Below are 24566 nucleotides of genomic sequence, written 5' to 3'. Positions count from 1 at the left end.
AGTAAGGAGGTGGCTTTTATGCTACACAAAAAAAGGATAACAGTAGCAGTAGTAGCATTACTACTGATAGCAGGTAGTTTGTTGGCTACGGCGAGTAATATAGTAGATCAAAAGGCAACTTTATCTGGACCCGTTATGGCAAATGGACTAGTGACTCCAGGAACTGTTGTTCATGAAGGTGATATTTTGGTACGTGTTGGCACGTTAACTGGGGCAGTCCCAGCATCAAGAGCCACAATAAATGGCGTCGTTAAGGAAGTATTAGTTGCACCTGGCAGTAAAATTACCGTAGGCGATACAGTTGTTCGTATTGAAGCCGGTAAATAGAGAAAGGATGATAGTTTTGCAAAAAATATTCAGGCAGTGTCGTCTGGCACTGCTTATTTTTTTATTAACACTACCCGTATCTTCGGTATGGGCTGCCCCTGAAATGATGCCAGTAGATGACATTAAACAAGGCATGCAAGGTATAGGAAAAACCGTAGTTTCTGGTACGAAACTAGAAGAGTTTGGGGTAGAAGTGTTAGGGGTTATGAAAAATAAGGGCCCATCCGGGGACTTGATTCTAGTACGCACTTTCGGTGATGTCATTGATCGTACTGGAGGGATTGCCCAAGGAATGAGTGGCAGTCCCGTATACATTAATAATAAATTAGTTGGGGCTATTGCTTATGGTTGGTCTTTAACAGATCACAAAATTGGTATGGTTACTCCCATAGCCGATATGCTCAAGTTGTGGGAAATGCCTGATAAATACAATGCTTCTATGCAGGTAGAGGATAATTTACCAGGATTTGAAGAAATGGCTACTCCCTTAATGGTATCTGGCTTTAGCAGCAATGCCTTATCCATGCTGCAAGATAAACTGAAACCATTTAATTTAACACCGTACGAGGTGGGAGCTGCACCTTCCGATGCAGAATTTGGTCCTCTAGTACCAGGTGGTGCTGTAGGAGTAGAATTGGTTCGAGGCGATAGCAGTGTAGCCGCTTTAGGAACTGTTACTTATGTTGAGGGGGATAAGGTACTGGCCTTTGGACATCCCTTCCTAAAGAAGGGGAATATTGGCTATTTTATGACCAATGCGTATGTTTTTACTACTGTGATGGGATTAGAGAATTCATTTAAAGTGGGTACAACAGGAGAGGCCGTTGGTTTAATTAATCAAGATCGTGGTGCGGCGGTAGCCGGAAAACTAGGCAGGTACCCTACTATTATTCCTGTACGCATTATGGTAAAAGACAACGATACAGGGAAGATCTCAGATTCGGCAATTCAAGTGGTCAAGGATGAGCAATTATCCTCCATTTTATCTGCGACCACTGTATTCAATGTGATAGATAAAACGATAGACAGAGTGGGACCAGGGACTGCGAAAGTTAGCTTCGAAATTTCAGGACGAAATATGCCAGTAGAGGTCATTCGTCGGGAAAATATGTTCTATAGCCCCGCTAGCGTAGGTGAGGCTGCTGTAGGTGAATTTTTGGATGCTATGACGATGATCTCAGGCAATCAATACAATCCAGTTGATATTATGGATGTTAAAGTAAATGTTTCCATTAGTGAAGAGCGTCGTACCGCTACGATTGTTGAGGCCAAGGCTAAGACGCTTACGGCCAAACCTGGCGAGACAATAGATATAGGCGTTAAGATAAAGCCTTTTCGTGGTGAAACCATTACCCGCGTAGTACCCTTTACTGTTCCCAAAGAACAACCAGAAGGTCCTCTAACTTTAGAAGTGCGAGGCGGCGGCATGGTACCTATAATGCAACTATTATCCAAACAGCAAGGGCTTGATGAAGGCTTGTTGCTGCTTGCGAAACCAAAACAGAAGAATCAAGGATTTTCTGATGTTATTAAGGAATTCGTAGAACGTGACCGTAATAATGAGATTGTTGTAGAAGTGTTCGATATGGGCGTTGAGAATATTATGGGTGGCAGTAAAGTAAGCAAAAATAGCGTTGATAATAAAAGTCAAGAAAATACATTAATTGAGCAAACCAGTCATATGAAACAAGAGATACAAGATAGTAGCACTAAAGAGATTAAAAAACAAAATAAAGCCAAGAATCGTATTGCCACAGACTATATTATTGATGGCGATACGCAAGTTTTAGTTACAGTTGTAAAAGACAAAACTAAATAGTTAGGAAAATGAGTTTTCCTATAAGATAATAACCCTCTTATATGAATAGTTTTTCATAATGATTGACTATTTACATAAGAGGGATTTTCTTGTTTTATCCGATGACTAAACCGCTCTAAGACTCCCATCTTCTTGGGAGTTAAGAGCGGCTAAGTCCCTGGATAAGAAAGGGCTAAGATTCAGATGGAGTTAAAACGCTATCTGAATCAAGTTTTCTTTATGAATTTCTTATGGTGATGGTGCAGGGAACTTGTCTTTTTTATGGAATACTTCATATTATGACAAATTCTCAATATAATGATTACTACAAGTGAAATTCAATGTGAGGGATTGCGTATGTTACTATCTTTCTTAGAGAATATTGGGCGGCACGTGATTCATGCTGCAGAGAACAGTGGTCGAATTATGATACTGCTTTTTAATACTATTTATCACTTTCGAAAACAGCCTAGAATGCGACATGTGCTGCATCAGATGGCACACCTTGGGGTGGATTCCTTACCTATTGTGCTGCTAACTATTTTATTTACAGGTATGGTTATTACTTTACAGACTGCCAATGAGTTTATTAAGTATGGTGCTCAGTCATCTGTAGGCGGTGTTGTGGCAATCGCCATGGCTAGGGAATTAGCACCAGTGCTAACAGGTGTAGTCGTCGCGGGACGGGTAGGGGCAGCAATTACCGCTGAAATTGGTTCCATGAAGGTGACAGAACAAATTGATGCTTTGAGAGTTATGGCAATTGATCCGATCAAATACCTAGTGGTTCCTAGATTTTTGGCCTGTATAGTTATGTTGCCGATGCTAGTAGTTTTTGCCGATATTATTGGTACATTAGGTGGATATTTAGTAGCAACTTTATATGCTGGTATTGGCTCTTTTACCTATATTCACTCCATTAAATTATTTGCAGTAGTCAATGATATAATGGGTGGCCTAGTTAAGGCTATGTTTTTTGGTGGTATCATTGCCATCATTGGCTGTTACAAAGGACTGACAGCTGGAGAAGGAGCAGAAGGTGTGGGTAAGGCCACCACTGCTTCCGTAGTGAGCTCTATTATTTTAATTTTTGTCAGCAATTATTTCCTATCGTTATTAATCTATCGTTGAGGGTATTAGGAGATATGCTTAACTGCAGAGGCGCAGAGAATATAATATAAATCCATCTCTGCGTCCTCTGCGTCTCTGCGGTAAAAAACGTTACTTTTTTCAGTTTGTAACATAGGACGGTGATTTTATGATAAAGTTGGTTAACATCAGCATGAGTTTTCATGGGAAAACTATTTTGCAAGATATAAATTTAGAAGTAACCCAAGGGGAAACTATGGTGGTCATTGGCCCTAGTGGTTCCGGAAAAAGCACATTATTACGTTTAATGATTGGCCTTTTAAAACCTACAGAGGGAGAAATATGGGTTAAAGGACAGGAAATTACAAACCTATCAGAAGATAGTTTAAATAAAATCCGTATTGGCATGGGGATGGTATTTCAATATTCCGCTCTGTTTGATTCAATGTCAGTAGGGGAAAATGTAGCCTTTGGCCTTAGAGAACATACGGATATGTCAGAACCAGAAATTAAGAAGGTTATCTCTCGCAACTTGCGAATGGTAGGCTTGGCGGGGCAAGAAAATGTAATGCCTAATGAGCTATCCGGCGGTATGAAAAAACGTGTTAGTTTAGCGAGAGCCATTGCGATAAAGCCAGAAATTGTGCTGTATGATGAACCGACAGCGGGTCTTGATCCGATTATGTCAGGGACGATTGATAGACTCATGATGAACACTAAGCGTGTACTAGGGGTTACTTCCGTAGTGGTTACCCATCACATGTCTAGTGCCTTTAAAATTGCTGATCGCATTGCAGTAATTCATGGTGGGCGAATTATCGAAATGGGTACCGTAGATCAAATTAAGAATACGGAAAATGCCATTGTGCAACAATTCATTCACGGTTTTAAATCACCTGGCGCATATGTTCGAAGGAGGTCAGAAATAAAATGAATATGAGTACAGAAGCCAAAGTTGGTTCCGTGAGTATGATTGCCTTTTTGTTATTGGCTTATATGATTATTCATCTAGGCAGTTTTAGCTTTGGCGATCAAGGGTATCCAGTCCAAGCTGTATTTAGTCAAGTGAATGGCCTGAAAGATGGTAATGTAGTCCGCTATGCAGGTGTAGATGTCGGGCGGATAAAAGGTATAGAAGTGCTTCCTGAAGGCGTAAAGGTAACCATGCTAATGAGTCCGGGGACTAAAATTCCCCAAGAATCAAAATTTGTTATTGGGGCCGATGGTTTAATGGGAGAAAAGTATGTTAACATTATCCCGCCTAGCAAAAGTTCTGGTTTCCTAGTACCTTATGCAATCGTGAGGGGAGAAGAAATTCAGGGATTAGATGAGCTGATTGCTTCCTCGGATCGAGTGTTAGCAGAAGTTCACGATTTGGTGAAATCGCTAAATGAAATTATTGGTGATGACAAAGTGAAAGCGGCGATGAAAGGGACAATTCTAAACGCCAAAGAGATTACAGACAATCTTAATGCTTTAACAGCTGGTTTGGCACGTATGATGCAAAACAATGAGGGCAATGTAAGCGAAATGGTAAGTAACTTAAGTGCGATGTCTCGCAGTTTGCGAGATGTGGCAGGGCGAGTAGATACCATGTTGGCTGTGGTCGATAATGATGGGCAAACGGCCAAGGATTTGCGAGAAACCATTCAAAATATTAAAAATACCAGTTTGCGTGTAGAGAAAATGGCGGCTTCTTTAGAAGGTGTTGTAACGGATCCAGAAACGGCTCAAAACTTAAAGGAAACCTTAAAAAATGCTAGAGCAGCCAGTGATAAGGCCAATAAAATGCTGACCAAAGTGTCATCAATTCAGACCAAAATGGGATTTGAAACTTTATACAATAATGATACAGGCAAATACAGTAGTAATGCTGATGTTAAGATTACTACCTCGCCTCAGGATTTTGCCGTTATTGGTGTTAATAATATTGGGGATGGTAGTAAAGGGAATTTTCAGATCGGCAAAGGTAATGAACAATTTTCTGGTCGTGCTGGTGTAATTGATAGTAAGGTGGGAGTTGGTGTTGATACCCAAGTCGGAAAACAAATGCGGCTGTCCGTTGATGTCTATGACCCAAATGATGTGAGAGTTAAGCTGCGTACTCAATACCAAGTGGCCCCTGATACCTTTATCGTTGGTCAGGCGGATAACATTAACAAGTCAGATGATCGAAATACCTATGTGGGTGTCCGCAAAACCTTTTAAAGAAAATTAAAATCATAAGGCATCATTTCCTTTTATTGTTGACACTGGATATATTTAGCCATATAATTGAAATGTATTGACTGAACAGTCAAGGCTGTTTCGACGAATTGAGGGGGATTTTTACATGATAAAACATGCTCATTGGAAAAAACGTTTAGCAGTAGCGTTAACAGGTGGATTACTAATGCTAAATACGGTGGTTGCATTAGCGGCACCAGTCGAGCTAACTTTAGAAGATAGCATTGCCATGGCTCTAAACAGTAATCCTGCAATCAAAATGACAGATGCGGACCGAAAGAGTGCAGAGCTGCAGATTAAGGTAGCGAAAAGTGGAAATTTACCTGCATTAGCTATAGTGCATAATGATACTTTAGCACATTCAGGTGTTGATAAGGTTACTGATTTTAATACATCAGTTTCGTTAGGAATAAATCTATATACTGGCGGTAAGACAGAAAGTGATGTTTCTGCAGCAAAACTTAAATTAAAAGTAGCCGATTCTGCGGTAGAGCAAAGTAAACAAAAAATAAAATTGGATGCTACCAATGGTTATTTTACGATTTTACAAACGAAAAATGCATTAAAGGTTAGCCAAGAAGCTGTTGATCAAATGGAAGCACATTTGAAAAATGTGCAGGCACAGTATGCTGTAGGTACAGTGGCAAAATCTGATGTATTACGCTCTGAAGTAGAGTTAGCCAATAATCAACAAGCTTTAATTAAAGCAAAAAATGCTTACGATTTAGCAATTTCTAATTTAAATAATATAATTGGTTTGCCTTTAGATACAGAGGTAACAGTAAAAGATGAGTTAAAGCATGAGAGATATACGATGGCATTAGCCGACAGTATTCAATATGCTCTTGCCCATCGTCCGGAAGCCATACAAGCCGACTATAATATTGATGTCCAAAAGGAAGCTGTCAAGGGGGCTGAAAGTGGTAAATTGCCGACGGTCAGTGCCAATGCTACAACAGGCTGGCAAGATAAAGACTTCCCTGGTGCAGATAACAATTCTTGGTCAATCGGCTTAAAGGCGACTTGGACGCCTTTTGATTCCGGTGTAACCAATGCGAAAATTAAACAATCGGATTCAGCAGTAGTGAAGGCTACAGAGCAGGCTAGACAGACGAAGGATTCAGTCCAATTAGATGTACGCCAAGCTTATTTGAACATGAGTGAAGCGGAAAAGCGAATTGATACGAATCAAGTTGCCGTAGAAAAGGGAGAAGAAGATTTCAAGATTGCGCAAGTTCGCTATAGCGCAGGAGTGGGCACAAACATTGATGTAATTGATGCTCAAGTTGCCCTGACCCAAGCAAAGAATAATTATATCCAAGCCATGTATGATTTTAATACAAGCAAAGCCAACCTAATCAAAGCCATGGGTGTACCTGTGGTAGAGGTGAAAAAATAAATAAATATCTGAAGAGCTGGGATATCCCAGCTCTTCAGTATTATATATAGAAAGTATATATTTTACCAGTAGCAATAAATTTTAAACTTAGTAGAAAAAAGATGAAACACGAAGGTAGCGAAGACGTATAATGAGAAAGAAGGAAAATTATGTTTAGTTCTATTATTCTTCGTAATCTTCAGGTCTTCGCGTTTCAAAATGCTTTTCTTATATTCCTATCTTAGGTGAGGTTTCCATTTCTATGGAATATATTACTTTCTCTCGGATAGAATAAATTCAAGCGATGATAAAGGAAGCAGGTCTTCTTGTGTAGAAGTATATGCTGTTATGAACGCCTTATGAGGTGAATCAGGAGGCTAAAATGAAAGAGAAAATCATTGCAGTAATAATAGCAGGTATGCTTCTTGTTGCGGGTAGTGTTTTTTGGCTGACTAGAAGCCAAGAAGTCATGACAGGAGCCCAGCATATATTGAGTGAAGAGTTGGCTTCCGCGTTAGGAAGTTTAGTGACCGTTGGGGACATTGAACTCACTTCCTACAATCGTGTAACTATACATAATATTACTATTTACGATAAACAAGCAGAAAAATTAGCTACCAGTGATAAGATTATTGTTTCCTATAGCCCCTGGAATATTTTAAGGGGAAAAAATGTAGTGGGCTCTATTTCAGAATTACAGGTGGAAAACCCCATTCTTTGGCTTACCCAGAGAAAAGATGGGCACTGGAATATTGAAGATATATTAAATCAAAGTAAAACAACACAGTCCTCTTTAACCAGCAAAGTGAAGTTAGTAGAGGGCAAAGCAATTGTAAATGCTTACAGCACTACATGGGAATTTGAAGCATTAAATGGTAGCTTAAATTTTGCGAATAAACCAAGAATAGAACTGCAGCTACAGGCTTTCCATAATGGAGCGGCGCTGAAAGTCCGAGGGGCAATCAATACCCAAGGCCGTAGTACGGTAACCCTTACAGTAGATCAATTGATGTTGGCTGACTACCAAGCATTGTGTCCAGCGGATGGCCCTATCAATCTGGTAGGGGGTAGTGCAGAAAAAGTAGAAGTTATTGCCGCTTACGACAAAGGTAATATAGAGTGGGCTGGTGAAGCGCAGCTCAAAAAGGCAGATGTAGATGTTGATGGCGTACCCTTGCGTCAAATAGATGGAGGCATAACTTTTACTAATAAAAATATATATGTTTTTGCTAAAACCAAAATATTTGATCAGCCAATTGCTGTGCGTGGTACTGTTCGTACAGACGCCAGCGAGCCAATATTGGATTTAACGGTGGCTTCTACTGATTTTGATCCTAGAGTCCTCGGTGAAAATATTCCAATCAACGGTAAATTATCCTTTGAGGCTGGAGTGACAGGCATTACCAGTAATCCTAAAATTATTGGTAATGTAGAGATGAAAACAGGAGAAGTCGCAGGCTATCCAGTATATGATGTACAGGCCAAGTTAGATATGGCGGATAAAAAAATAACCATTCATCAACTAGATGCGGATGTCTTTAGTGGGCATGTTACTATATCAGGTCAAGTAGAACCAGAAACTACTGGCTACCAGCTTGCTTTAAAAGGGCAGCACATTGATACGCAAAATTTAGCCGAGATGATACCCTCTATGAGGGGCTATGTGGATGGGACGGCAGTAATTACAGGTACAGGACCCTTGGCAAATGCCAAGATACAGGGCACCGTAGCCATGGGGCAGGGAGAATATAGTGGTACAAATTTTACATCTCTTGCTAGTGGATTTTATTACCAGAGTGGTAATGTTACAGTAGATTATTTTAATGTTGGCTTGGGGCAAGGCGTGGTCACCGCCAAAGGTTTAATTACAGGGCAAAATATGCAGCTACAAGTATACGGACAAGGCATACCATTACAACTTATAGGAGAAAAGCTGGGAAAAGAAGTTCTAGGAGTCGGTCAGTTCGATGGTGAAATTCGTGGTACGCTAGCCGCCCCCGAATTATCAGCCAATTTTATGGCTGATAATGGGGAGATCTTGTATCAGCCCTTTACCCAAATCGTTGGAAATATTCACTTGACTCCTCAGCAAATCGCATTACAAAACGTTGAAATGACCTATGGGGTAACCAAACATAAAATACAGGGAACGTTAGAACTAACGGGGCAGCAAGAAATTAATATGGTAATCAATTCCCAGCGAGCTAGAGCGGAGACTCTGATAACGTTGTTGGCGCCAGGTGAAAAATTGACAGGTAATGTGGATAATGAAATGACCCTAAAAGGTCCTTTGGAAAATCTCACGATTGATGGACATATTACTTTGACAGATGGTAGTTTTCGTGGGCAGCTCCTTGCAAAGGGAACGGGTTCTTACAAACGAGAGTTAGGGATTACAACAATTAATAACTTTGTCATTCAATCACTCAGTACACAGATCCAACTATCAGGCAGTATTTCACCTAACAATGATTTAAATTTTGATGTAGTAGCCCAAGATATTGACATTGGGAAACTCAATATTACTACCAAGATTCCATATACAGCCGCAGGGAAGGCAAAATTTAAAGGGAAGTTGACAGGCACTCCTGCCATTCCTAACTTTACTGGTGAACTTTCCGCAGATACATTGTTCTTTAATAACCAATCATTTACAGGCGTCCTAGGTACCATTGCAGTTTATGGGAATGAAGTAAATATCCCTGCAGTTTCTTTTCAGCAGGGCAAGGGTAAATTTAATTTTTCTGGTGGCTTTACTCTAGATTCGGGAGAAGTGTATGGCACTCTTGATGTCGAAAATGGAGAATTAAAACCAATCATTGCAATGTGCAAATTAGGAGACAAAGAAGTTGCTGGTCTTCTTAACGGACAAATTAAAATGAATGGCACTATGGATAAGCCGATCATCCATGTAACAGGAGACTTAAAACAGGGGAGTATTAAGAATTATCCTCTAGAAGCGGTTACAATTGACGTTGGATTGGATAATAACAAGATAACCATTTACGATTTTACTGTACATCAAGGTACAGGGGTTGTTATGGCTCAAGGCACAGCGGATTTAAATAAAAATGGTCCCCTTGATTTAGAAGTAGGTGGCAGGGATATTGATGCTGGGTTAGTGGCAGCCTTCTTTAACACGAATGTAAAGCCTACAGGAAAATTAGAGTTTGCAGCTCAAATTTCTGGAGTCTCCGATAATCCTCATACGGCACTATCCTTAGATATTAACAATGGTGGAGTAGGCAATGCTACCTTTGATTCTTTGTATGGCTTATTGATCTTAGACAACGATATTATCCACGTGGATCAAATTTTATTAAAAAAAGGACCTTACCAAGCCAGTGCCTATGGTATGATCCCAGTTGCAGCATTAAGTCAAGATGGTAGACAAGAAGGAAACCGTGGCGAGGAAATGAATCTTAAGGTGCGCTTAGACCAAGCGAATTTAAGTATTTTATCCTTATTAACAAAAGAAGTCGCATGGGCCCAAGGGGCAACGCAAGGTGAGATTACCGTGACAGGGACCTTAGGGCAACCAATACTAATGGGTAATATTACTGTTAATGATGGTACCTTGAAATTAACAGCCCTGAAAGACCCTATCCAAAAAGTGGGGGTTGATATTGCCTTCGAAGGTGATAAAATAAATATAAAGAAATTTGATGGTCATATGGGCACTGGATTATATAGCGTCACAGGTACTACTAGAATTAAAGGGTTAGGTTTAGCAGACTACGATATATCGTTACTGCTTGATAAACCTGTTATTCGCAGCAAGTATTTTACGGGACCTATTGATGGTAAATTGATGCTTAGCCAAAAAGGTGATAAGGCCAAATTGTCAGGAAAGCTATTATTTGAAAATGACATGATTGACATTCCTACCATTCCCGATATGAAGGAAGCTGATTTGAATATGGATTTAGATGTGGAAGTTGCAGTCGGCAAAAAAGTCCGATTCTACAATCCTTATCTATATGATATTTTAGCTGCTGGACGGGTGAAATTGGGGGGAAGCATGACGGAGCCAGATGTTACAGGACATATTATTGGGATTCGTGGTACTGTCAGTTATCTTAGGACCCAATTTAAAGTAAATGAAGCCAGCGTTGATTTTCGGCAATATGCTTCCTTTGAACCGATAGTGAAGCTAAGTGCTCAGACGCGTCTTCAGCAAACAGTGGTCAATCTGAATGTAAGTGGTCCTGCACGGGCGATGCAGTTTAACTTAACCTCAGAGCCAGCGATGAGCCAGCAAGAAATACTATCTCTCTTGACTCTTCGCAGCCATTATTTTGATAAACAAAATGGTGGAAATACGGAACTTGGACGAGACGAACTTGTTAGTGCCCTTGATGCGGGCCTGCAAATGCGCTTTGTTAGCGAAGTAGAAGGTAATTTGCGTAATGCATTAGGCTTAGATGAATTTCGTTTTGTTAGGGATACCACTTCTAATATAGTCAAAAAAAGCTATGCCGATAAAGATGAGAATTCAACAGTTAATCGAGAAGTTTATAACTTGCAAATGAGTAAGTATTTGACAGATAAGCTACTGATCAACTATATTGTAGGTGTGGATCATACCAAAAGTGAACTATCTTTCCGCTATAGTGTTAACAGACGCCTCAATATAACAGGCTCAATTGATGACCAAAATCAAACATGGCTTGGAGCAGAGGCGAGGTTTAGGTTTTAAAGAAGGGTGATTAAGATGATTTTAAATCAATATCTAAAAGAACTGAAAAAAATAGAACTGCTGACAAGAGAAGAAGAGGCGAATTTGTGGCAGGAGTATAAAGAAAAGGAAAATTTAGAATGTCGAAGTAAGATCATTGAAAATTATCAGCCTTTAGTATTTAAGGTAGCATCTAGCTGGCGCTTGGATGAGACTAGGATGATGGATATAATCCAAGAAGGAACAGTTGGTTTAATTGAGGCAGTGGAGAAATATGATCATAAGCGAGGTGTGGCTTTTAGCCTCTATGCTACGCAGCGAATTCGTGGTCGTATGCTCAATTATATGGAGCGGGAAGGAAAAATCGGTATTGTGTGTATTGATAGTCCTTTATCTAGTGAGCAAGATATTACCTTAGGAGACATTTTGGTAGATACCAAAGCTGGTGTTTCTAGTCAGGCAGAGCATAACTATCTTGTAGCGCAGGTAAAGAATGCGATGAGCCGTTTACCGAGTAACGAGCATGCTGTATTAAGTGGTGTTTTTTTAGAGGATTGTGAACCAAAACAATTGGCTGAAAGTCTAGATATGAGCATTTCTCATATCTACCGCTTACAAAAGCAAGGTATAAAACGTATCCGTGGCATGCTATCCAGGTTTATGCAGAATTGGTAACTGCAAAACAATGAGGAAAAGGGCACATATAGGGCGCATGCTCATAGTAAAGACAGCTAATCTCCGAATATAAACATTTTTGCCGGATAGTCAATGACCATAATCTGGCCCCTTTGCAGGATTATATATATTGTTTATAATAGGGGTGTTGTATATGGCTGATTTTAAAAAGAATATTGATCAGCATTTACGTTCAGCAAAAGGATGGTTAACAAAAGCAGAAGATGCTTTTGATAAGGAAAGGGACATCCGTGGAGAGTTGGATTTGATGCTGGCCCAAGCTGAACTTCAACATGCTAAAGAAGCCAACCGATCTATGCATTGGCGCTACAAGTATATTGTCCTGCGTCATGGAGTTGCTTTATTATGTGCGGTAGTTATGGCAATCGGTTTAGGTGGAGTGTATTGGTGGAACCATCAATCAGAAAACGTTGTACCTGTTCCTTTGGTAGAAAAAGCAAACCTACCAGTGGAATCCAAGATACCCTGGAACAGTAAGGCGGAACCTTCTCCTCCCGTTTTAAAAGAACCGGAAGAGAAAGCAGTTGTCAAGGAAGATATTCCGCCAGTAAGAAAAACTACTACCAATAATGTAGTTAGTCAGACAATAAAGTCGGAACCTTCTTCTCAAGGGGAATCATCCGTATCTGTATCTCCAGATGAAATGCAAAAATTAGTGCGGGCCGCCGGAAAATCATTACGCGGCCAGTAAGACAAAAAGGAGGTTATGCATGAAAATCCAAAAAAACTATAGGCATATACTACTTGCGACTATCTTTAGTCTCAGTCTTGTTTTCTCCGTTTTGTCTCCTGCTTATGCCGCAGATCCTACTGGTAAAGTAGTTACTTCCGTTTCTGTAACAGGAAATACTACTGTGGCAGAAAAGACAATTATGGATGTAGTGAAAGTGAAACCCGGTGAAACATTAACAGCGGACAAAATCAAGCAAGATATGCAGGCTATTTATGAACTGGGTACTTTCTTTGACGTAGTATCTAACTTTAATGAAGTTCCAGAAGGAGTTCAGGTAGTTTATACAGTGATGGAAAACCCTGTATTGCAAGATATCATTATTAAAGGCAATACAAAGGTGTCAACAGACAAGTTAAGTAGTATGCTGAAAGTTACTAAAGGCAGTATTTTAAACTCGAAAACATTGAATGAAAATGTAAGAGCCATTGAACAATATTACCACGATCAAGGATTTATCCTGACTAAGGTTAGTGATGTGTCAATGGGAAATGGTGGCGTGCTGACAATTACCATCAATGAAGGGGTATTAGAAGGCATCCAAATTAAAGGAAATGAAAAAACAAAAGATTATGTTATTACTCGTGAAATGAAGTTGAAGCCCAATCAACCCTTCAATGTGAAAGATGCCAAACGTAGTATGCAAAAAGTGTACAACCTTGGCTATTTTGAAGATGTAAATATGAAATTGAATCCTGGTAAAGAACCCAATGCAATCGTTCTTGAAACCACAGTAGTGGAACAAAAGACGGGTAAATTTTCCATTGGGGGCGGTTACAGTAAATCCGACGGTATGATTGGCATCATTGAACTTGGTGATGATAATTTCCGTGGAACAGGAGATAAAATCAACTTACACTGGGAGTTTGGTGGTACGGCGAGCAATAAGAACTATTCCGTAAGCTATACTCGTCCATGGTTAGATGCTAAGCAAACTTCCCTAGGTTTTAATTTCTACAACATGACAAATCAATATAATGATTATGAAGATGATGGTAGCACGAGATCGACCTATGACAAAAATCGTAGAGGTTTTGATGTTACCTTAGGACGTCCTCAAGGGGAGTATACTCAGAATTATATTACCTTGAAACATCGTGATGATGCCTATGTAAGTTGGGTATCTGGTGTTGATTATACGAAATCAACAGATACCTTTATGCAAGATCATCCAAATTATTTAAAAGATAACTTTGGTACCACTAACAGCGTCAGCTTGATGCGTGTTTATGACTCTCGGGATAATGTGTTTAGTCCGACTGAAGGCAATCGGGTTTCCCTGACTGCTGAATTTGCTGGAAAAACCTTAGGTGGAGATTTTAACTACAATAAATATACTGCGGAATCTCGCAATTATATTAAAGTAGGACATGCACAAGTTGTAGCACTAAGGGGAACGGTTGGTTATGCCGATGGTAAGATGCCAGACAGTGGTCGTTTTGCCGTAGGTGGCTCTGATACCCTTCGTGGTTACCGTGATGATCAATTTAAAGGTGATAAAATGCTTGCTGCGACAGCAGAGTATCGTTTTCCTATCGCTAGTAAAGTAGAGGGTGTAGCCTTTAGCGATATTGGTAAAGCCTGGACTGGCGAAGGATATAAACTTAATGATTTAGAGGCTAGTGTCGGATTTGGGATTCGTGTTTCTACACCAATCGGTCCTATTCGTCTTGACTATGCTAAAGGCAGTCAAGGTGCAAAAACCCACTTTAGCTTTGGTGGACAATTCTAAGCTAACATTATTTCGGAGTCAGGTCTATGACCTGACTCCGAAAATCTATAAGTATGGTAAACTAAGAGGAGGTGCACTATCATTAATAGAAATCCCTCTAGTTTTGTTTGTATAACTGCATTCCTATGTCTTTTCTTATTATCAGGAGTGGCCCACGCCTCTGACGAAGTGGAAAAAGTAACAGTTACCATTGTTTCTAGTCAAATGCCACCTCCCAAGATTGCCAAACGTATGACTGCCAGTGTGGGGACTGTAGGAGAGCAAATGGTAGTTGGTCGTAAGATCAGTGAAGTTGTAGAGGGTAAGGCTTCCTATGAAAAGCTGATTAAAGAAATATTTGATCGGGTATTAGTTGGATATTCGGTACAATCTGTTACTCTTGCCCCTAGTGGGAATACTGCTTTAACAGTAGAGGTTGCTCCATGGGGAGATGTAGTACAAGGGGTAGCAGTGGAATTTGATTTTGGTAATTTATCGGAAGAAGTAGTGAAACTGATTAAACAAGACATGGGGAATGTAGAAGAAAAAGTAAGTGATGTGTTGATCGGATTGCCAGTTGATGCGGTAGACTGGGCAGGAGGGTTATCAAAAATAGCAACAAGAGAAATGCTATCTACTCAGCTGCCAGAGTTTCGGGCTAACATAGAAGTCATCCCTGGGATCCATACCCTTGTGAAAGTGTCATTGTTGCCAATCGGGGCGGTAGTGCAGGATGTTCATGTATCTCTTAGGTCGGAAACGATTCCGAATATTTTACTAGCCGCTGCACGGCCGACGATGGATGATACGAGTAAGAGTCTTATTGGTTTGCCGGTGGCTTTTCTTGAAAGACACCGTGATTATTTCACTACGCAACTCGTATCCACTGTTGCTGAACAGCCTTTAGCTAAAAAGTATGGCTTGCAAGTCACTCCCCAGCTTAATGTTGGAGTTGACACTGAAATTGCGTTGAAGGTAGAAACCGATAAATACAAAGTAACTCTAGAAGGCTATTTGGACATGGGGCGTAGGCAAGACAATACTTCGGCTAGATTGCACCTTGGAAAGTTTATCGGGAACCGTGATGAAGCCTTTGTAGAAGTAAACTTCATTCCTAGTACCGTCGCCTGGGGATTTGTTCCTGGATGGGGACATAAGATTGGTTCTAGTACCACATTTGGATTGAAATATGATACAAAGAATGCACAGGAGCGATTATGGCTTCAGCAAGAGTTAAAATCCAATTGGGCATTACGTCTAGAACGCACTCCCAAGAATGGTTACAATGAGCTAGGCATTCGGTACAAACTCCACGATTTTTTAAGTGCAGAATATATTATTACGAAAGATGACCAATGGCTACGATTAATTGGCAATTTGTAGAAACTATATAGTTTCTTTTACAAGCAATGCCTTGAATATGTAAGTGTACCCTGTTATAATAAAAAGGTAAAAATTTGATGCCGGTAGGCAGAGAGAAGGGTTTTTGTGCTTAAATTTGATAAAAAACAAGTTAAGTTTGTGTCCTTAGCAATAGCAGTATTTTTTATGTTGGGTATCGTTGGTTTAGCTTTATCCCAAAGCGGTAAATCTTATGCAGCAAGCGCCAACAGCTCCTCAAATATTGGTGTTGTCAATTATCAAGTTCTGGTTTCTCAGCATCCTGATATGGCGAAAGCCCAAGAAGCAATGCAGGCTGAAGTAGAATCAGCAAGAAAAGATTTCGAAACGAAATCAGCTACCATGAATGATAAAGAAAAACAAGATTTTTATGCGCAAGTACAACAAAGATTGTCCTTGAAACAACAAGAATTAATTGCTCCTGTATATAGCAAAGTTGATGATGCAATTAAAGCAGTAGCTAATGCAAAAGGTTTAGCAGTTGTCATGGATAAGAGCAATGTTGTTTTTGGTGGTCAGGATATTACCGACGAAGTTGGTAAGAAATTGAACGGGAAGTAAATAAAAAATGTAGTATGGCCGAGCAGGTATGACCAGCTCGGTTCTTTATTAGAAAGAGGTGATTTTGGTGTCTACTAGAAGGTTTCTTATTGTGACGCTAGCTTTGATGATGCTTGTCGCCGGATGCGGTACCAAAAAAGACCAAGACACTAAAGCGCCAGCTCAGCCCCAAGTGGGCATAATTGATATGAATAAGGCTGTAAAGGCCCATCCTAAATACAATCAGTTCCTTACTTTGGAGAAACAAGCAAATACAATAGCAGCTAAGGTAGAACAGGCGGCCATAACGCAGCAGAATCAAAGCAATCAGACAATGCCTGAAATGCCGCAAGGTAATATGGCAGAATTAAATAAGGCATTTGAGCAAGAGTACAATGAAAAGATGGCAGTGAAACAAAATGAAATGAATACAAGGCTTGCTGCTAAAGAAGCGGCCCTGCATAAAACTTTATCGGAGGAGCTTAAAGTCTACTCTGAAGAAGTGGATAAAGAATTCCAGCCGCAAATTTTTAATTTGCAACTTAAATTGAAAACAGTGCAACTGACAAAAGAGGAAACTACTTCCCTGCAAGGGCAATTAGAAACTCTACAAACTCAGTATGCTAAAAAGATGGATGAAAAACAAGCTCAGTTAGTAAAACAAATGGAGCAAGCTATGGCACCTGAACAAGCTGCCGTGCAAGAAGAACTAGGAGCCTATAGTAACCAGCTAAACCAAGAACTTTCTAAGCAAGCTGCTGCGAAAGAGGCAGAAATAGCAGTACGCAGTACGCAGCAAACAACCATACCAGATAGCACAAAACTCGTAGATGATGATCTTTCCCAGCAATTAGAAATGAAGCAGCAAGAAATGCGAGCTTTACAAGACTCTATTATAGAAAATATTAAAGATAAGACAGGTAAAGTTGCTGTTGAGCGGGGCTTTGAAGCGGTATTAACGAATGCTCTGGTAAATGTAAGTGGTGTCGACATAACAGATGCAGTAATTGCAGAGTGTAATAAATAATAAAATTGTATATAATAGTAGCGAATGTTACAAATTATGTAGATGAAATGCTACGATGATCCTTTTAAGAAATAACAAAGTAGAAAAATGGAGGACTTACCATGAAAAAAGGAAAAAAAATAGTTTTATTGTTCTTAATAGTACTTACTGCGGCTCTTTTGGGCGGTTGTATGTCAAGTGGTGACAATGTTGGGGTAATTGATGTGAATAAAGTGATGACAGACAGTCCAAAAGTAAAACAGTTTCAAGATCAATTGAATACCAAAGGAAAAGAACTTAGCGACCAATTAGAAAAAGATAAAGCATCACTAAGTCCAGCTGATTTTCAAAAGAAACAAGAAACCTTATATGCAGAGTTCATGAAAACGAAGCAAGATATGGAAGGTCAAATTGATGCGAGTATAAAACAAACCCTAGATGGTATTGCAAAAAATAAAAAATTAAGTGTAATCTTATACAAGAATGGTGTAGCCCAAGGTGGCACTGACATTACAGACGAAGTTATTAAACAACTCCAATAAGAATTTTTAGCAGTCCAGGAGGATTTCCATTGAAGAAGAAGTTAAGCGAAATTGCTCACCTGGTAAATGGCATTTTACTAGGCGATGGTGATATTGAAATAAGTGGCGTTACAAATATCGAAGATGCTGGTGCAACGGATATTGCCTTTGCAGTACCACCTCACCTGGATAAAGCAGCTTTGTCAGATGCTGCTGCTGTTATTATACCAAATTCGATAACGGACTTTGCCAAACCAGCAATTATGGTGGAAAATCCAAGAGTCGCATTTACCGAATTGTTAAAAGTATTTACACCTACCATTCTTGTGGAGCCTGGCGTCCATCCTACGGCAGTAATTGGTAAAGAGGTGACTCTTGGGAAAAACTCGGCGATTATGGCTTATGCTGTGATTGCTGATCATGTTAAGATTGGTGACAATGTCGTTGTGTACCCTCATAGTTATATCGGTGTAGAAAGTACCATCGGTAATGATAGTATTATCTATCCGAATGTTACAGTAAGGGAATATTGTCAGATTGGTAACAGGGCTATTCTTCAAAGTGGAGCGGTAATCGGTAGCGATGGCTTTGGTTTTATTACAGTAGGTGGCCGTCATCAAAAAGTGCCGCAAGTAGGCAACGTGATCATCGAAGACGACGTGGAAGTGGGAGCCAATGTAACAATTGATCGAGCTACAACAGGCAGTACCATTGTTAAAAGAGGTACGAAGATTGATAATTTAGTACACTTAGCTCACAATGTGGTAGTTGGTGAAGATTGCTTTTTAGTGGCACAAACAGGAATCGCTGGTAGCACTAAAATTGGCAATCATGTAACTTTTGCGGGGCAGACAGGCTGTGCAGGGCATATAACAATTGGTGATAATTGTGTATTTGCTGCACGGTCTGCTCCCATTAGCGATGTACCAGAGGGTTCCTTTCTTGCGGGGTTTCCAGCTAAGCCTCATAAGGAATGGCTGCGCGGGGAAGCCGGTATCAATAAGATCCCAGATTTAATCAAAAAAATCCGCGATTTAGAAAAACGCCTAAACTCCTTAGAGACCAATAAATAAAGGCATATATTGCCACTATTTTATAGTGTTAAAGTTTCAAAGAAGATAGTGATAAAAGATGATTGAACCACAAAGACACAAAGAACACAAAGAGAAAGTTTAATCCCGTTTTTTCTCTGTGTCCTCTGCGTCTCTGTGGTTCAAAATTCTTTACGTCTTTATGTCTTCATCCACTACACAAATATTACCTAGACAAGTTTGGCAGGAATGTGGCGAGGCTTGGGGAATATTTATTTTATATAGTTACATTTTCAGATTAAATTGTTTTAAGGAGAAAATTTCATGAAAAAAGTTTTATTTGGAATCAGTATATTGCTGTTGACGTCTGCACCTGTATTTGCAGCGCCATCTGTAAATGGCTCTACCGGTCTTATTAATAACCCATCCGCTGACGTATTGCGTGAGGGGCAGGTATCTTTAGGTTACTATCACCTGAAAGATGGTGGTGTGGGTATATTTAATACGAACATAGCACCTAACTTGGAGCTCGGTGTGGCGGGTTTTCGTTATGATGGGCAGCAAAACAAGAATCTTGTCAATGCGAAATTTGCCTTGGTGCCTGAGACTGTACTTAGCCCAGGACTAGCTGTCGGGGTAGAAGATATAGGCAATAATAATAAGCGCTCATCCTATGCTGTAGCAAGTAAAGCCTTACCTTTGGGCTTTCGAATACACGCCGGCGTAGGTAATGGACGATTTGATGGTGTCTTTGCAGGCATTGAGAAAACTATTAATCCTGTTAGCATTTTAACGGGTAATAATGCCTTTCCTGCTACAACGTTAATCGCCGAATATGATGGCAAAAACATGAATTATGGAGCCCGCATGTCTATTGTACCTGGCCTTAAACTAGATGCAGGCTGGCGCAATCATGACGGCTATGTGGGAATTAGCTTTACGAATTAATCATGCTGAACTATAGCTAAGAAAGGTGCATAACATGCTATATAAATTTGTGAAAATAATAAGTAGTATTGTCAGTATGTTACCTCAAGCTGTAAGGCAAAACATTGGCAATCTACTAGGTGAAGTATGTTGGCTGCTAGTGCCACCGAAACGAAAGACTATGGCCGTGAACAACATCATGTGCAGTTTAGACGCTGATACAATGCAGGCTACTACTATTGCTAAGAGAAGTGCAGCTCGTTTCGGCAGAATGTTTATGGAAGTATTGTATATGCCAAAATTGAATAAGGATAATATAAGAAAATCTGTGCATATTGAAAATTCCCAGTATCTAAAGGATGCTTTAGACTGTGGGAAGGGTGTAATCATAGCAACTGCACATAGTGGAAATTGGGAGCTTTTTGGAGCTGCCTTAGCCATGTATGGTTTTCCTATAGTGGGTGTGGCGCAGAAACAAACCAATGCAGACATGGATCGATTTATGATTGAGACTCGTACTATGGCTGGTATGCATATAACCTATAAAAGCGGCGTACGAGAAATGGTTAAGATGTTGGGGGAAGGAAAAATTGTAGGTTTGCTAATGGACCAAGATGCAGGTAACGATGGTGTAATGGTTGAGTTCTTTGGACGTTTGGCATCAACGCCGCAAGGGGCAGCAGCCTTAGCCAGAATGAAGGATGCACCTATTGTTCCAGCATTTATTACCGCGAATGCTGATGGAACTCATAAAGCAATTTTGCATCCACCTATTTGGGTACAAAAGACCTCAAGTCGAGAAGCTGACATTCTGTCAACTACCCAGCAGCTAACCAATATCGTTGAACAACACATTCGAAGGTACCCTCACGAATGGTTCTGGTTACACAATCGTTGGAAAAATAGTCCAAATAGTAAATAAGAATAATAAAAAGCTTTGCTATGTTCTTGGTGATGTTACCTCAAACCTAGTAAAGCTTTTTTTATTGTGCAGTGTTATGAAAAGATATTTGAACCACAAAGACACAAAGGACACAGAGGAGATTACACGTCCCTCTTTGTGTCCTTTGTGTCTTTGTGGTTCAACAACTCTACTTCTTTCCAGTATATACATTTAGAAAAAAACGTATATACTAATATTATTTTTTTGATATACGTGGTATAATATACCCTTGAAGGAGAGGGGTGAATAATCATGTCGACTATTATGAAAAAGATTAAAAAACTAGGCGCATTTAATATTATGAAAGATTCTTTTTATCGTGACGTAATGACTCTCATGGTGGTTAGTATAGTGATTGGTTCACTGCTGGCAACTTCTATATCTTTAGCAGCTAATTCCTATTTCTCCAAAACATTGTCAAGTTTAGTTGGCGATTATGGTGAATATGATATTATCATTCAATCCCGTGAAGAAATGAAAGAAGATACTGCAATACACATTCAAAAAATCATTGATGAAGTTTTTCCGGGATCACGAATGAAAGAAGGACCAACCATAACAGGTAAAACCTCCTTCTTTATTGCTGTGCCTGCACAATATAGAACAAAGCAGACCTATGAAGATTTGGGTAAAACCTTTGGTGGTATTCCTGGTGGCGCAGGGGTTGGAGTCTTAACAGAACCACGCCTAACCATCCGGGGGGTGCCTGAAGGAGCCAAAACTATGCTAATGGATCGTATCTCGCAAATTGATGGTGTAAGCTTTGCCTTTCGCGATGGTGCTTCCATTGGAGTGGTATTATCGTCACTGGATAAAGCAACCCTAGTAACAGAAAAAATCAAAACCATCCTAAAAGAATACCAAGTTGTTGAAATCAGCTTTCCCGTGGGTAGTGAACCGCAAAACCCGATTCGTATGGGGGAATCAATCGCCGATGCTATGCAATCTCAATTAAAACTAGAATATGCCAAAAATGTATCGATTGATGGCAAGAATGATGATATGACCTATACCGTAAGTACTATGATGGAATTAAAACGATTCCTTTCAGCCTATGCATCCCAAATTACCATTACACCAAATGGAAATGAAAAATTAGTAAAAGGTGATGTGGTTGCATTTGCCGGAAGCGGCGTTTTAACAACAGGCAATCCAGTAGAAAAAGGCAATGTGCTAGTACAAATTGGGGTTGTTCGTCCTGATGGTAAAGCAGAAGGTACGATTACCCAGGGGGATAGTACACTTCTTACTAATAACCAAGGTTATAAAGTGACGAATAACGTAGTAAGTACACCGGTTGGTACTGTGACCTATAATAATCCAAGGCAACAATTAGGTTCCGCCTTAACAGAAACGACAAAGATTGTAAATCAGATTCCTGGTGTTGCCCAAGATACCCAAAACCTAACTAATATTGCAACAGATACCTTGAACAATTATGGCAAGAGTATCAATGCAATGGATCAAACGTTAACCAGTTTGCAGTCGGCAGGTACGACGATTCAAGCCGCGACGAGTGGATTGGCTAATATTGATACGTCTTCCTTGCAGAATCAAGTAGATAGTTCCTCAAAATCTATGGGCGGTTTAATCAATACACTACAAGTGATTAAGTTGGTAAATAGCGATGTAGGTGTTACCGTCGATAACCTTGTTAGTTCCCAAAGAAATTTAACGAATCTAAAAACCGGTTTAGGAGCATTGGATCATGTGGCGGCTGATGCCCGCCAAGCTAAAGGAACCATCGATAATATTGTAGTGAATGGCCAAACCACCATTGCAGCTTTGCGCTCCTTTGATATAGACGGTTCTAAGAAAAATATTAATAGCATCAATGGTCGTTTGGCACAATTAGGACAGCTCAATATTCCTCTTGTAACAGGGCAGTTACAATATATGGCGGCTTCTGTCCCAAATCTGAAAGATGAAGACATTAGCCACTCCGTAGCTTTATTAGATAAATTTATTGCAGGTCAAGTAATTCCTGGTGAGCGTATTCAAATTCTTACTACTAGTAATATTAGCACGGATGCAATTGCGCCTGTAGTATATAGTCAAGTAGGACATAAAAATGTATCTTTATACTCTACAGAATTAGGAGTTATTGAACCCAATGCTCGTGGTGAGCTGTATAGTGTGTTAAATGAAGTGAGAGCAGTTTTAGCAGGTATGACAGCTATCATTGTGACAATACTGCTGTTAGCTCTAGATCATACGGCAATTATGACAGTAATTCGTCGTAGTAGCACTTTGAAAAAACAGAAGGCCAAAGGCTGGCGTGGGATGCTAAGTCGAATGATTCGAGTATTTACTGCGACAGAAAGAGTGTATGGTATGGTTGTAGGTGCTGTACTATTAACTAGCATGTTTATTTTAGGCAGAGGTGGAATTCCTTATTTACCGTGGATTGCTGTACCTTTCATTGGTGCAGTACTAGGACTATTGGTTGCTTGTTATACCGAGAAGATTAGCCCAATTTCAACCGATGAAATGATGGCAGGACAATCTTTAGGATTATCGATTGATGAAATCATGCGAGAAATTGTTATCCCCAATGGACGTCCAGGTCTATTGCAAAAACTAAACCAAAGAAAAATGAAGTTTAAGTGACGAAGAATGAACCACAAAGACACAATACCACTAGCGTGGTACACAAAGAAAAGCCTTCTTTGTGACTTTTGTGTCTTTGTGGTTCAAATTAAGCAAAACATTCTAAAATGAAATGAGGTGATTATTATGCTTACGATTCAAAACTTATATAAACGTTTTGGAAACTTGGTAGCAGTAGATGATTTTAATCTGCATGTTGAACAAGGAGAAACGGTGGTTCTTATGGGGCCGTCTGGTTGTGGTAAATCGACAACCATTCGCACGATTAACCGACTGGTGGAACCTGATAGTGGAATCATAACTGTATCTGGTACCGAAATCACGGGGCTTACAACAGAAGAGTTACGCAGAGTTCGTAAGCGTATCGGCTTTGTATTTCAACAATTTAATCTAATTGGCCGTTTAACTGCAGTGGAAAATGTTATGCTAGGGTTAGTAATGGATGGCATACCGCGAGAAGTTGCATATGATAAAGCGATAGAAGCGCTAACTAAAGTAGGATTAGAAAATCGTGCAGAGCATAAGTCGGCTGAAATGTCGGGTGGGCAACAACAGCGGGTCGGTATTGCCAGGGCTTTGGCTTTCGAACCAGAGCTTATGCTTTGGGATGAACCGACGGCTTCCCTTGATCCTATTTTAGTAAGAGAAGTTCTAGTTATTATGGAAGAGTTGGCTAAGTATCGTGCCAGTACTATGCTGGTAGTTACCCATGAAATTTCCTTTGCCATTCATGTGGCCGACCGTATTGTACTAATGGATAAAGGGCGTATTGTGGAAGAAGGCATACCAGAAACAGTTTTCGGGAGTCCTATCTCTCACGTCGGTGAGCAATATAAAGAACTTATTGAATATCAGCAAATTACCAACGCCCGCACTCTAACAGGAAAAAATATTGCATAAGAGATAAGATGGTGGAACCACAGAGGACACAGAAGCGCCTCTGTGTCCTCTGTG

19 protein-coding genes are annotated in these 24566 nt (G+C 40.0%); all 19 read left to right on the top strand.

Translation table 11 applies throughout. The annotated features are described in order from the left end of the window. Positions 1–18: 18 nt before the first annotated feature. The 19 genes from QSJ81_RS20610 (at position 19) to QSJ81_RS20520 (ending at position 24512) form a co-directional block, all read left to right on the top strand. Entirely contained in the window at positions 19–327 is a 309-nt protein-coding gene (locus QSJ81_RS20610; RefSeq protein ID WP_285719236.1) for a biotin attachment protein, read from the top strand. Between the two features lie 16 nt (positions 328–343). After that, positions 344–2146 carry a SpoIVB peptidase S55 domain-containing protein gene (locus tag QSJ81_RS20605; protein ID WP_502929673.1) on the top strand — a complete coding sequence of 601 codons (1803 nt, stop codon included), beginning with the start codon at positions 344–346 and terminating at the stop codon, positions 2144–2146. Positions 2147–2482: 336 nt separating this feature from the next. Further along, the gene (locus QSJ81_RS20600) at positions 2483–3256 is read left to right on the top strand and encodes an MlaE family ABC transporter permease (RefSeq protein ID WP_285719234.1); all 774 of its coding nucleotides are present in this window, start codon (positions 2483–2485) and stop codon (positions 3254–3256) included. Between the two features lie 127 nt (positions 3257–3383). Next, positions 3384–4148 (top strand): ABC transporter ATP-binding protein, encoded by a 765-nt coding sequence (locus tag QSJ81_RS20595; protein ID WP_285719233.1) that lies wholly within the window; start codon positions 3384–3386, stop codon positions 4146–4148. Then, on the top strand, positions 4145–5422 hold the full coding sequence (locus tag QSJ81_RS20590) for an MlaD family protein (protein ID WP_285719232.1): 1278 nt from the start codon (positions 4145–4147) through the stop codon (positions 5420–5422). Before QSJ81_RS20595 ends, QSJ81_RS20590 begins: the two co-directional genes overlap by 4 nt. A gap of 124 nt (positions 5423–5546) precedes the next feature. After that, entirely contained in the window at positions 5547–6839 is a 1293-nt protein-coding gene (locus tag QSJ81_RS20585; protein ID WP_285719231.1) for a TolC family protein, read from the top strand. A 361-nt stretch (positions 6840–7200) separates the two neighbouring features. Further along, positions 7201–11517: a translocation/assembly module TamB domain-containing protein gene (locus QSJ81_RS20580; protein ID WP_285719230.1), complete on the top strand. Its 4317-nt coding sequence runs from the start codon at positions 7201–7203 to the stop codon at positions 11515–11517. Between the two features lie 15 nt (positions 11518–11532). Beyond that, on the top strand, positions 11533–12171 hold the full coding sequence (locus QSJ81_RS20575; RefSeq protein WP_285719229.1) for a sigma-70 family RNA polymerase sigma factor: 639 nt from the start codon (positions 11533–11535) through the stop codon (positions 12169–12171). Between the two features lie 154 nt (positions 12172–12325). After that, on the top strand, positions 12326–12883 hold the full coding sequence (locus QSJ81_RS20570) for a hypothetical protein (protein ID WP_285719228.1): 558 nt from the start codon (positions 12326–12328) through the stop codon (positions 12881–12883). A 19-nt stretch (positions 12884–12902) separates the two neighbouring features. Then, positions 12903–14654 (top strand): BamA/OMP85 family outer membrane protein, encoded by a 1752-nt coding sequence (locus tag QSJ81_RS20565; RefSeq protein WP_285719227.1) that lies wholly within the window; start codon positions 12903–12905, stop codon positions 14652–14654. A 168-nt stretch (positions 14655–14822) separates the two neighbouring features. Continuing rightward, complete coding sequence (locus QSJ81_RS20560) at positions 14823–16016, top strand: hypothetical protein (protein WP_285719226.1); 1194 nt, start codon at positions 14823–14825, stop codon at positions 16014–16016. A gap of 105 nt (positions 16017–16121) precedes the next feature. Then, positions 16122–16595, top strand: a complete 474-nt coding sequence (locus QSJ81_RS20555; protein ID WP_285719225.1) for an OmpH/Skp family outer membrane protein — start codon at positions 16122–16124, stop codon at positions 16593–16595. A gap of 67 nt (positions 16596–16662) precedes the next feature. Continuing rightward, complete coding sequence (locus QSJ81_RS20550) at positions 16663–17601, top strand: OmpH/Skp family outer membrane protein (protein WP_285719224.1); 939 nt, start codon at positions 16663–16665, stop codon at positions 17599–17601. Between the two features lie 101 nt (positions 17602–17702). Then, a complete protein-coding gene (locus QSJ81_RS20545; RefSeq protein WP_285719223.1) occupies positions 17703–18122 on the top strand; it encodes an OmpH/Skp family outer membrane protein in 420 nt (139 codons plus the stop codon). A gap of 29 nt (positions 18123–18151) precedes the next feature. Next, on the top strand, positions 18152–19174 hold the full coding sequence (lpxD, locus tag QSJ81_RS20540; RefSeq protein WP_285719222.1) for a UDP-3-O-(3-hydroxymyristoyl)glucosamine N-acyltransferase: 1023 nt from the start codon (positions 18152–18154) through the stop codon (positions 19172–19174). 282 nt (positions 19175–19456) lie between these two features. After that, a complete protein-coding gene (locus tag QSJ81_RS20535) occupies positions 19457–20080 on the top strand; it encodes a YjbH domain-containing protein (RefSeq protein ID WP_285719221.1) in 624 nt (207 codons plus the stop codon). Positions 20081–20114: 34 nt separating this feature from the next. Then, on the top strand, positions 20115–20981 hold the full coding sequence (locus tag QSJ81_RS20530) for a lysophospholipid acyltransferase family protein (RefSeq protein ID WP_285719220.1): 867 nt from the start codon (positions 20115–20117) through the stop codon (positions 20979–20981). A gap of 273 nt (positions 20982–21254) precedes the next feature. Beyond that, positions 21255–23612 (top strand): hypothetical protein, encoded by a 2358-nt coding sequence (locus QSJ81_RS20525; RefSeq protein WP_285719219.1) that lies wholly within the window; start codon positions 21255–21257, stop codon positions 23610–23612. Positions 23613–23738: 126 nt separating this feature from the next. Further along, positions 23739–24512 (top strand): amino acid ABC transporter ATP-binding protein, encoded by a 774-nt coding sequence (locus QSJ81_RS20520; RefSeq protein ID WP_285719218.1) that lies wholly within the window; start codon positions 23739–23741, stop codon positions 24510–24512. Positions 24513–24566: the final 54 nt, after the last annotated feature.

The sequence above is a fragment of the Pelosinus sp. IPA-1 genome (assembly GCF_030269905.1).
In the GTDB taxonomy this organism is placed as follows: Bacteria; Bacillota; Negativicutes; order DSM-13327; family DSM-13327; genus Pelosinus.
The sequence above is the reverse complement of the archived record's forward strand: the minus strand, read 5'-3'. Positions and strand labels throughout refer to the sequence as shown.

Coding starts and splice junctions, on each gene's coding strand:
- QSJ81_RS20580 (WP_285719230.1), top strand. CDS start 7,201: ATGAAAGAGAAAATCATTGCAGTAATAATAGCAGGTATGCTTCTTGTT.
- QSJ81_RS20525 (WP_285719219.1), top strand. CDS start 21,255: ATGTCGACTATTATGAAAAAGATTAAAAAACTAGGCGCATTTAATATT.
- QSJ81_RS20585 (WP_285719231.1), top strand. CDS start 5,547: ATGATAAAACATGCTCATTGGAAAAAACGTTTAGCAGTAGCGTTAACA.
- QSJ81_RS20600 (WP_285719234.1), top strand. CDS start 2,483: ATGTTACTATCTTTCTTAGAGAATATTGGGCGGCACGTGATTCATGCT.
- QSJ81_RS20545 (WP_285719223.1), top strand. CDS start 17,703: ATGAAAAAAGGAAAAAAAATAGTTTTATTGTTCTTAATAGTACTTACT.
- QSJ81_RS20595 (WP_285719233.1), top strand. CDS start 3,384: ATGATAAAGTTGGTTAACATCAGCATGAGTTTTCATGGGAAAACTATT.
- QSJ81_RS20575 (WP_285719229.1), top strand. CDS start 11,533: ATGATTTTAAATCAATATCTAAAAGAACTGAAAAAAATAGAACTGCTG.
- QSJ81_RS20590 (WP_285719232.1), top strand. CDS start 4,145: ATGAATATGAGTACAGAAGCCAAAGTTGGTTCCGTGAGTATGATTGCC.
- QSJ81_RS20535 (WP_285719221.1), top strand. CDS start 19,457: ATGAAAAAAGTTTTATTTGGAATCAGTATATTGCTGTTGACGTCTGCA.
- QSJ81_RS20530 (WP_285719220.1), top strand. CDS start 20,115: ATGCTATATAAATTTGTGAAAATAATAAGTAGTATTGTCAGTATGTTA.
- QSJ81_RS20610 (WP_285719236.1), top strand. CDS start 19: ATGCTACACAAAAAAAGGATAACAGTAGCAGTAGTAGCATTACTACTG.
- QSJ81_RS20570 (WP_285719228.1), top strand. CDS start 12,326: ATGGCTGATTTTAAAAAGAATATTGATCAGCATTTACGTTCAGCAAAA.
- QSJ81_RS20565 (WP_285719227.1), top strand. CDS start 12,903: ATGAAAATCCAAAAAAACTATAGGCATATACTACTTGCGACTATCTTT.
- QSJ81_RS20520 (WP_285719218.1), top strand. CDS start 23,739: ATGCTTACGATTCAAAACTTATATAAACGTTTTGGAAACTTGGTAGCA.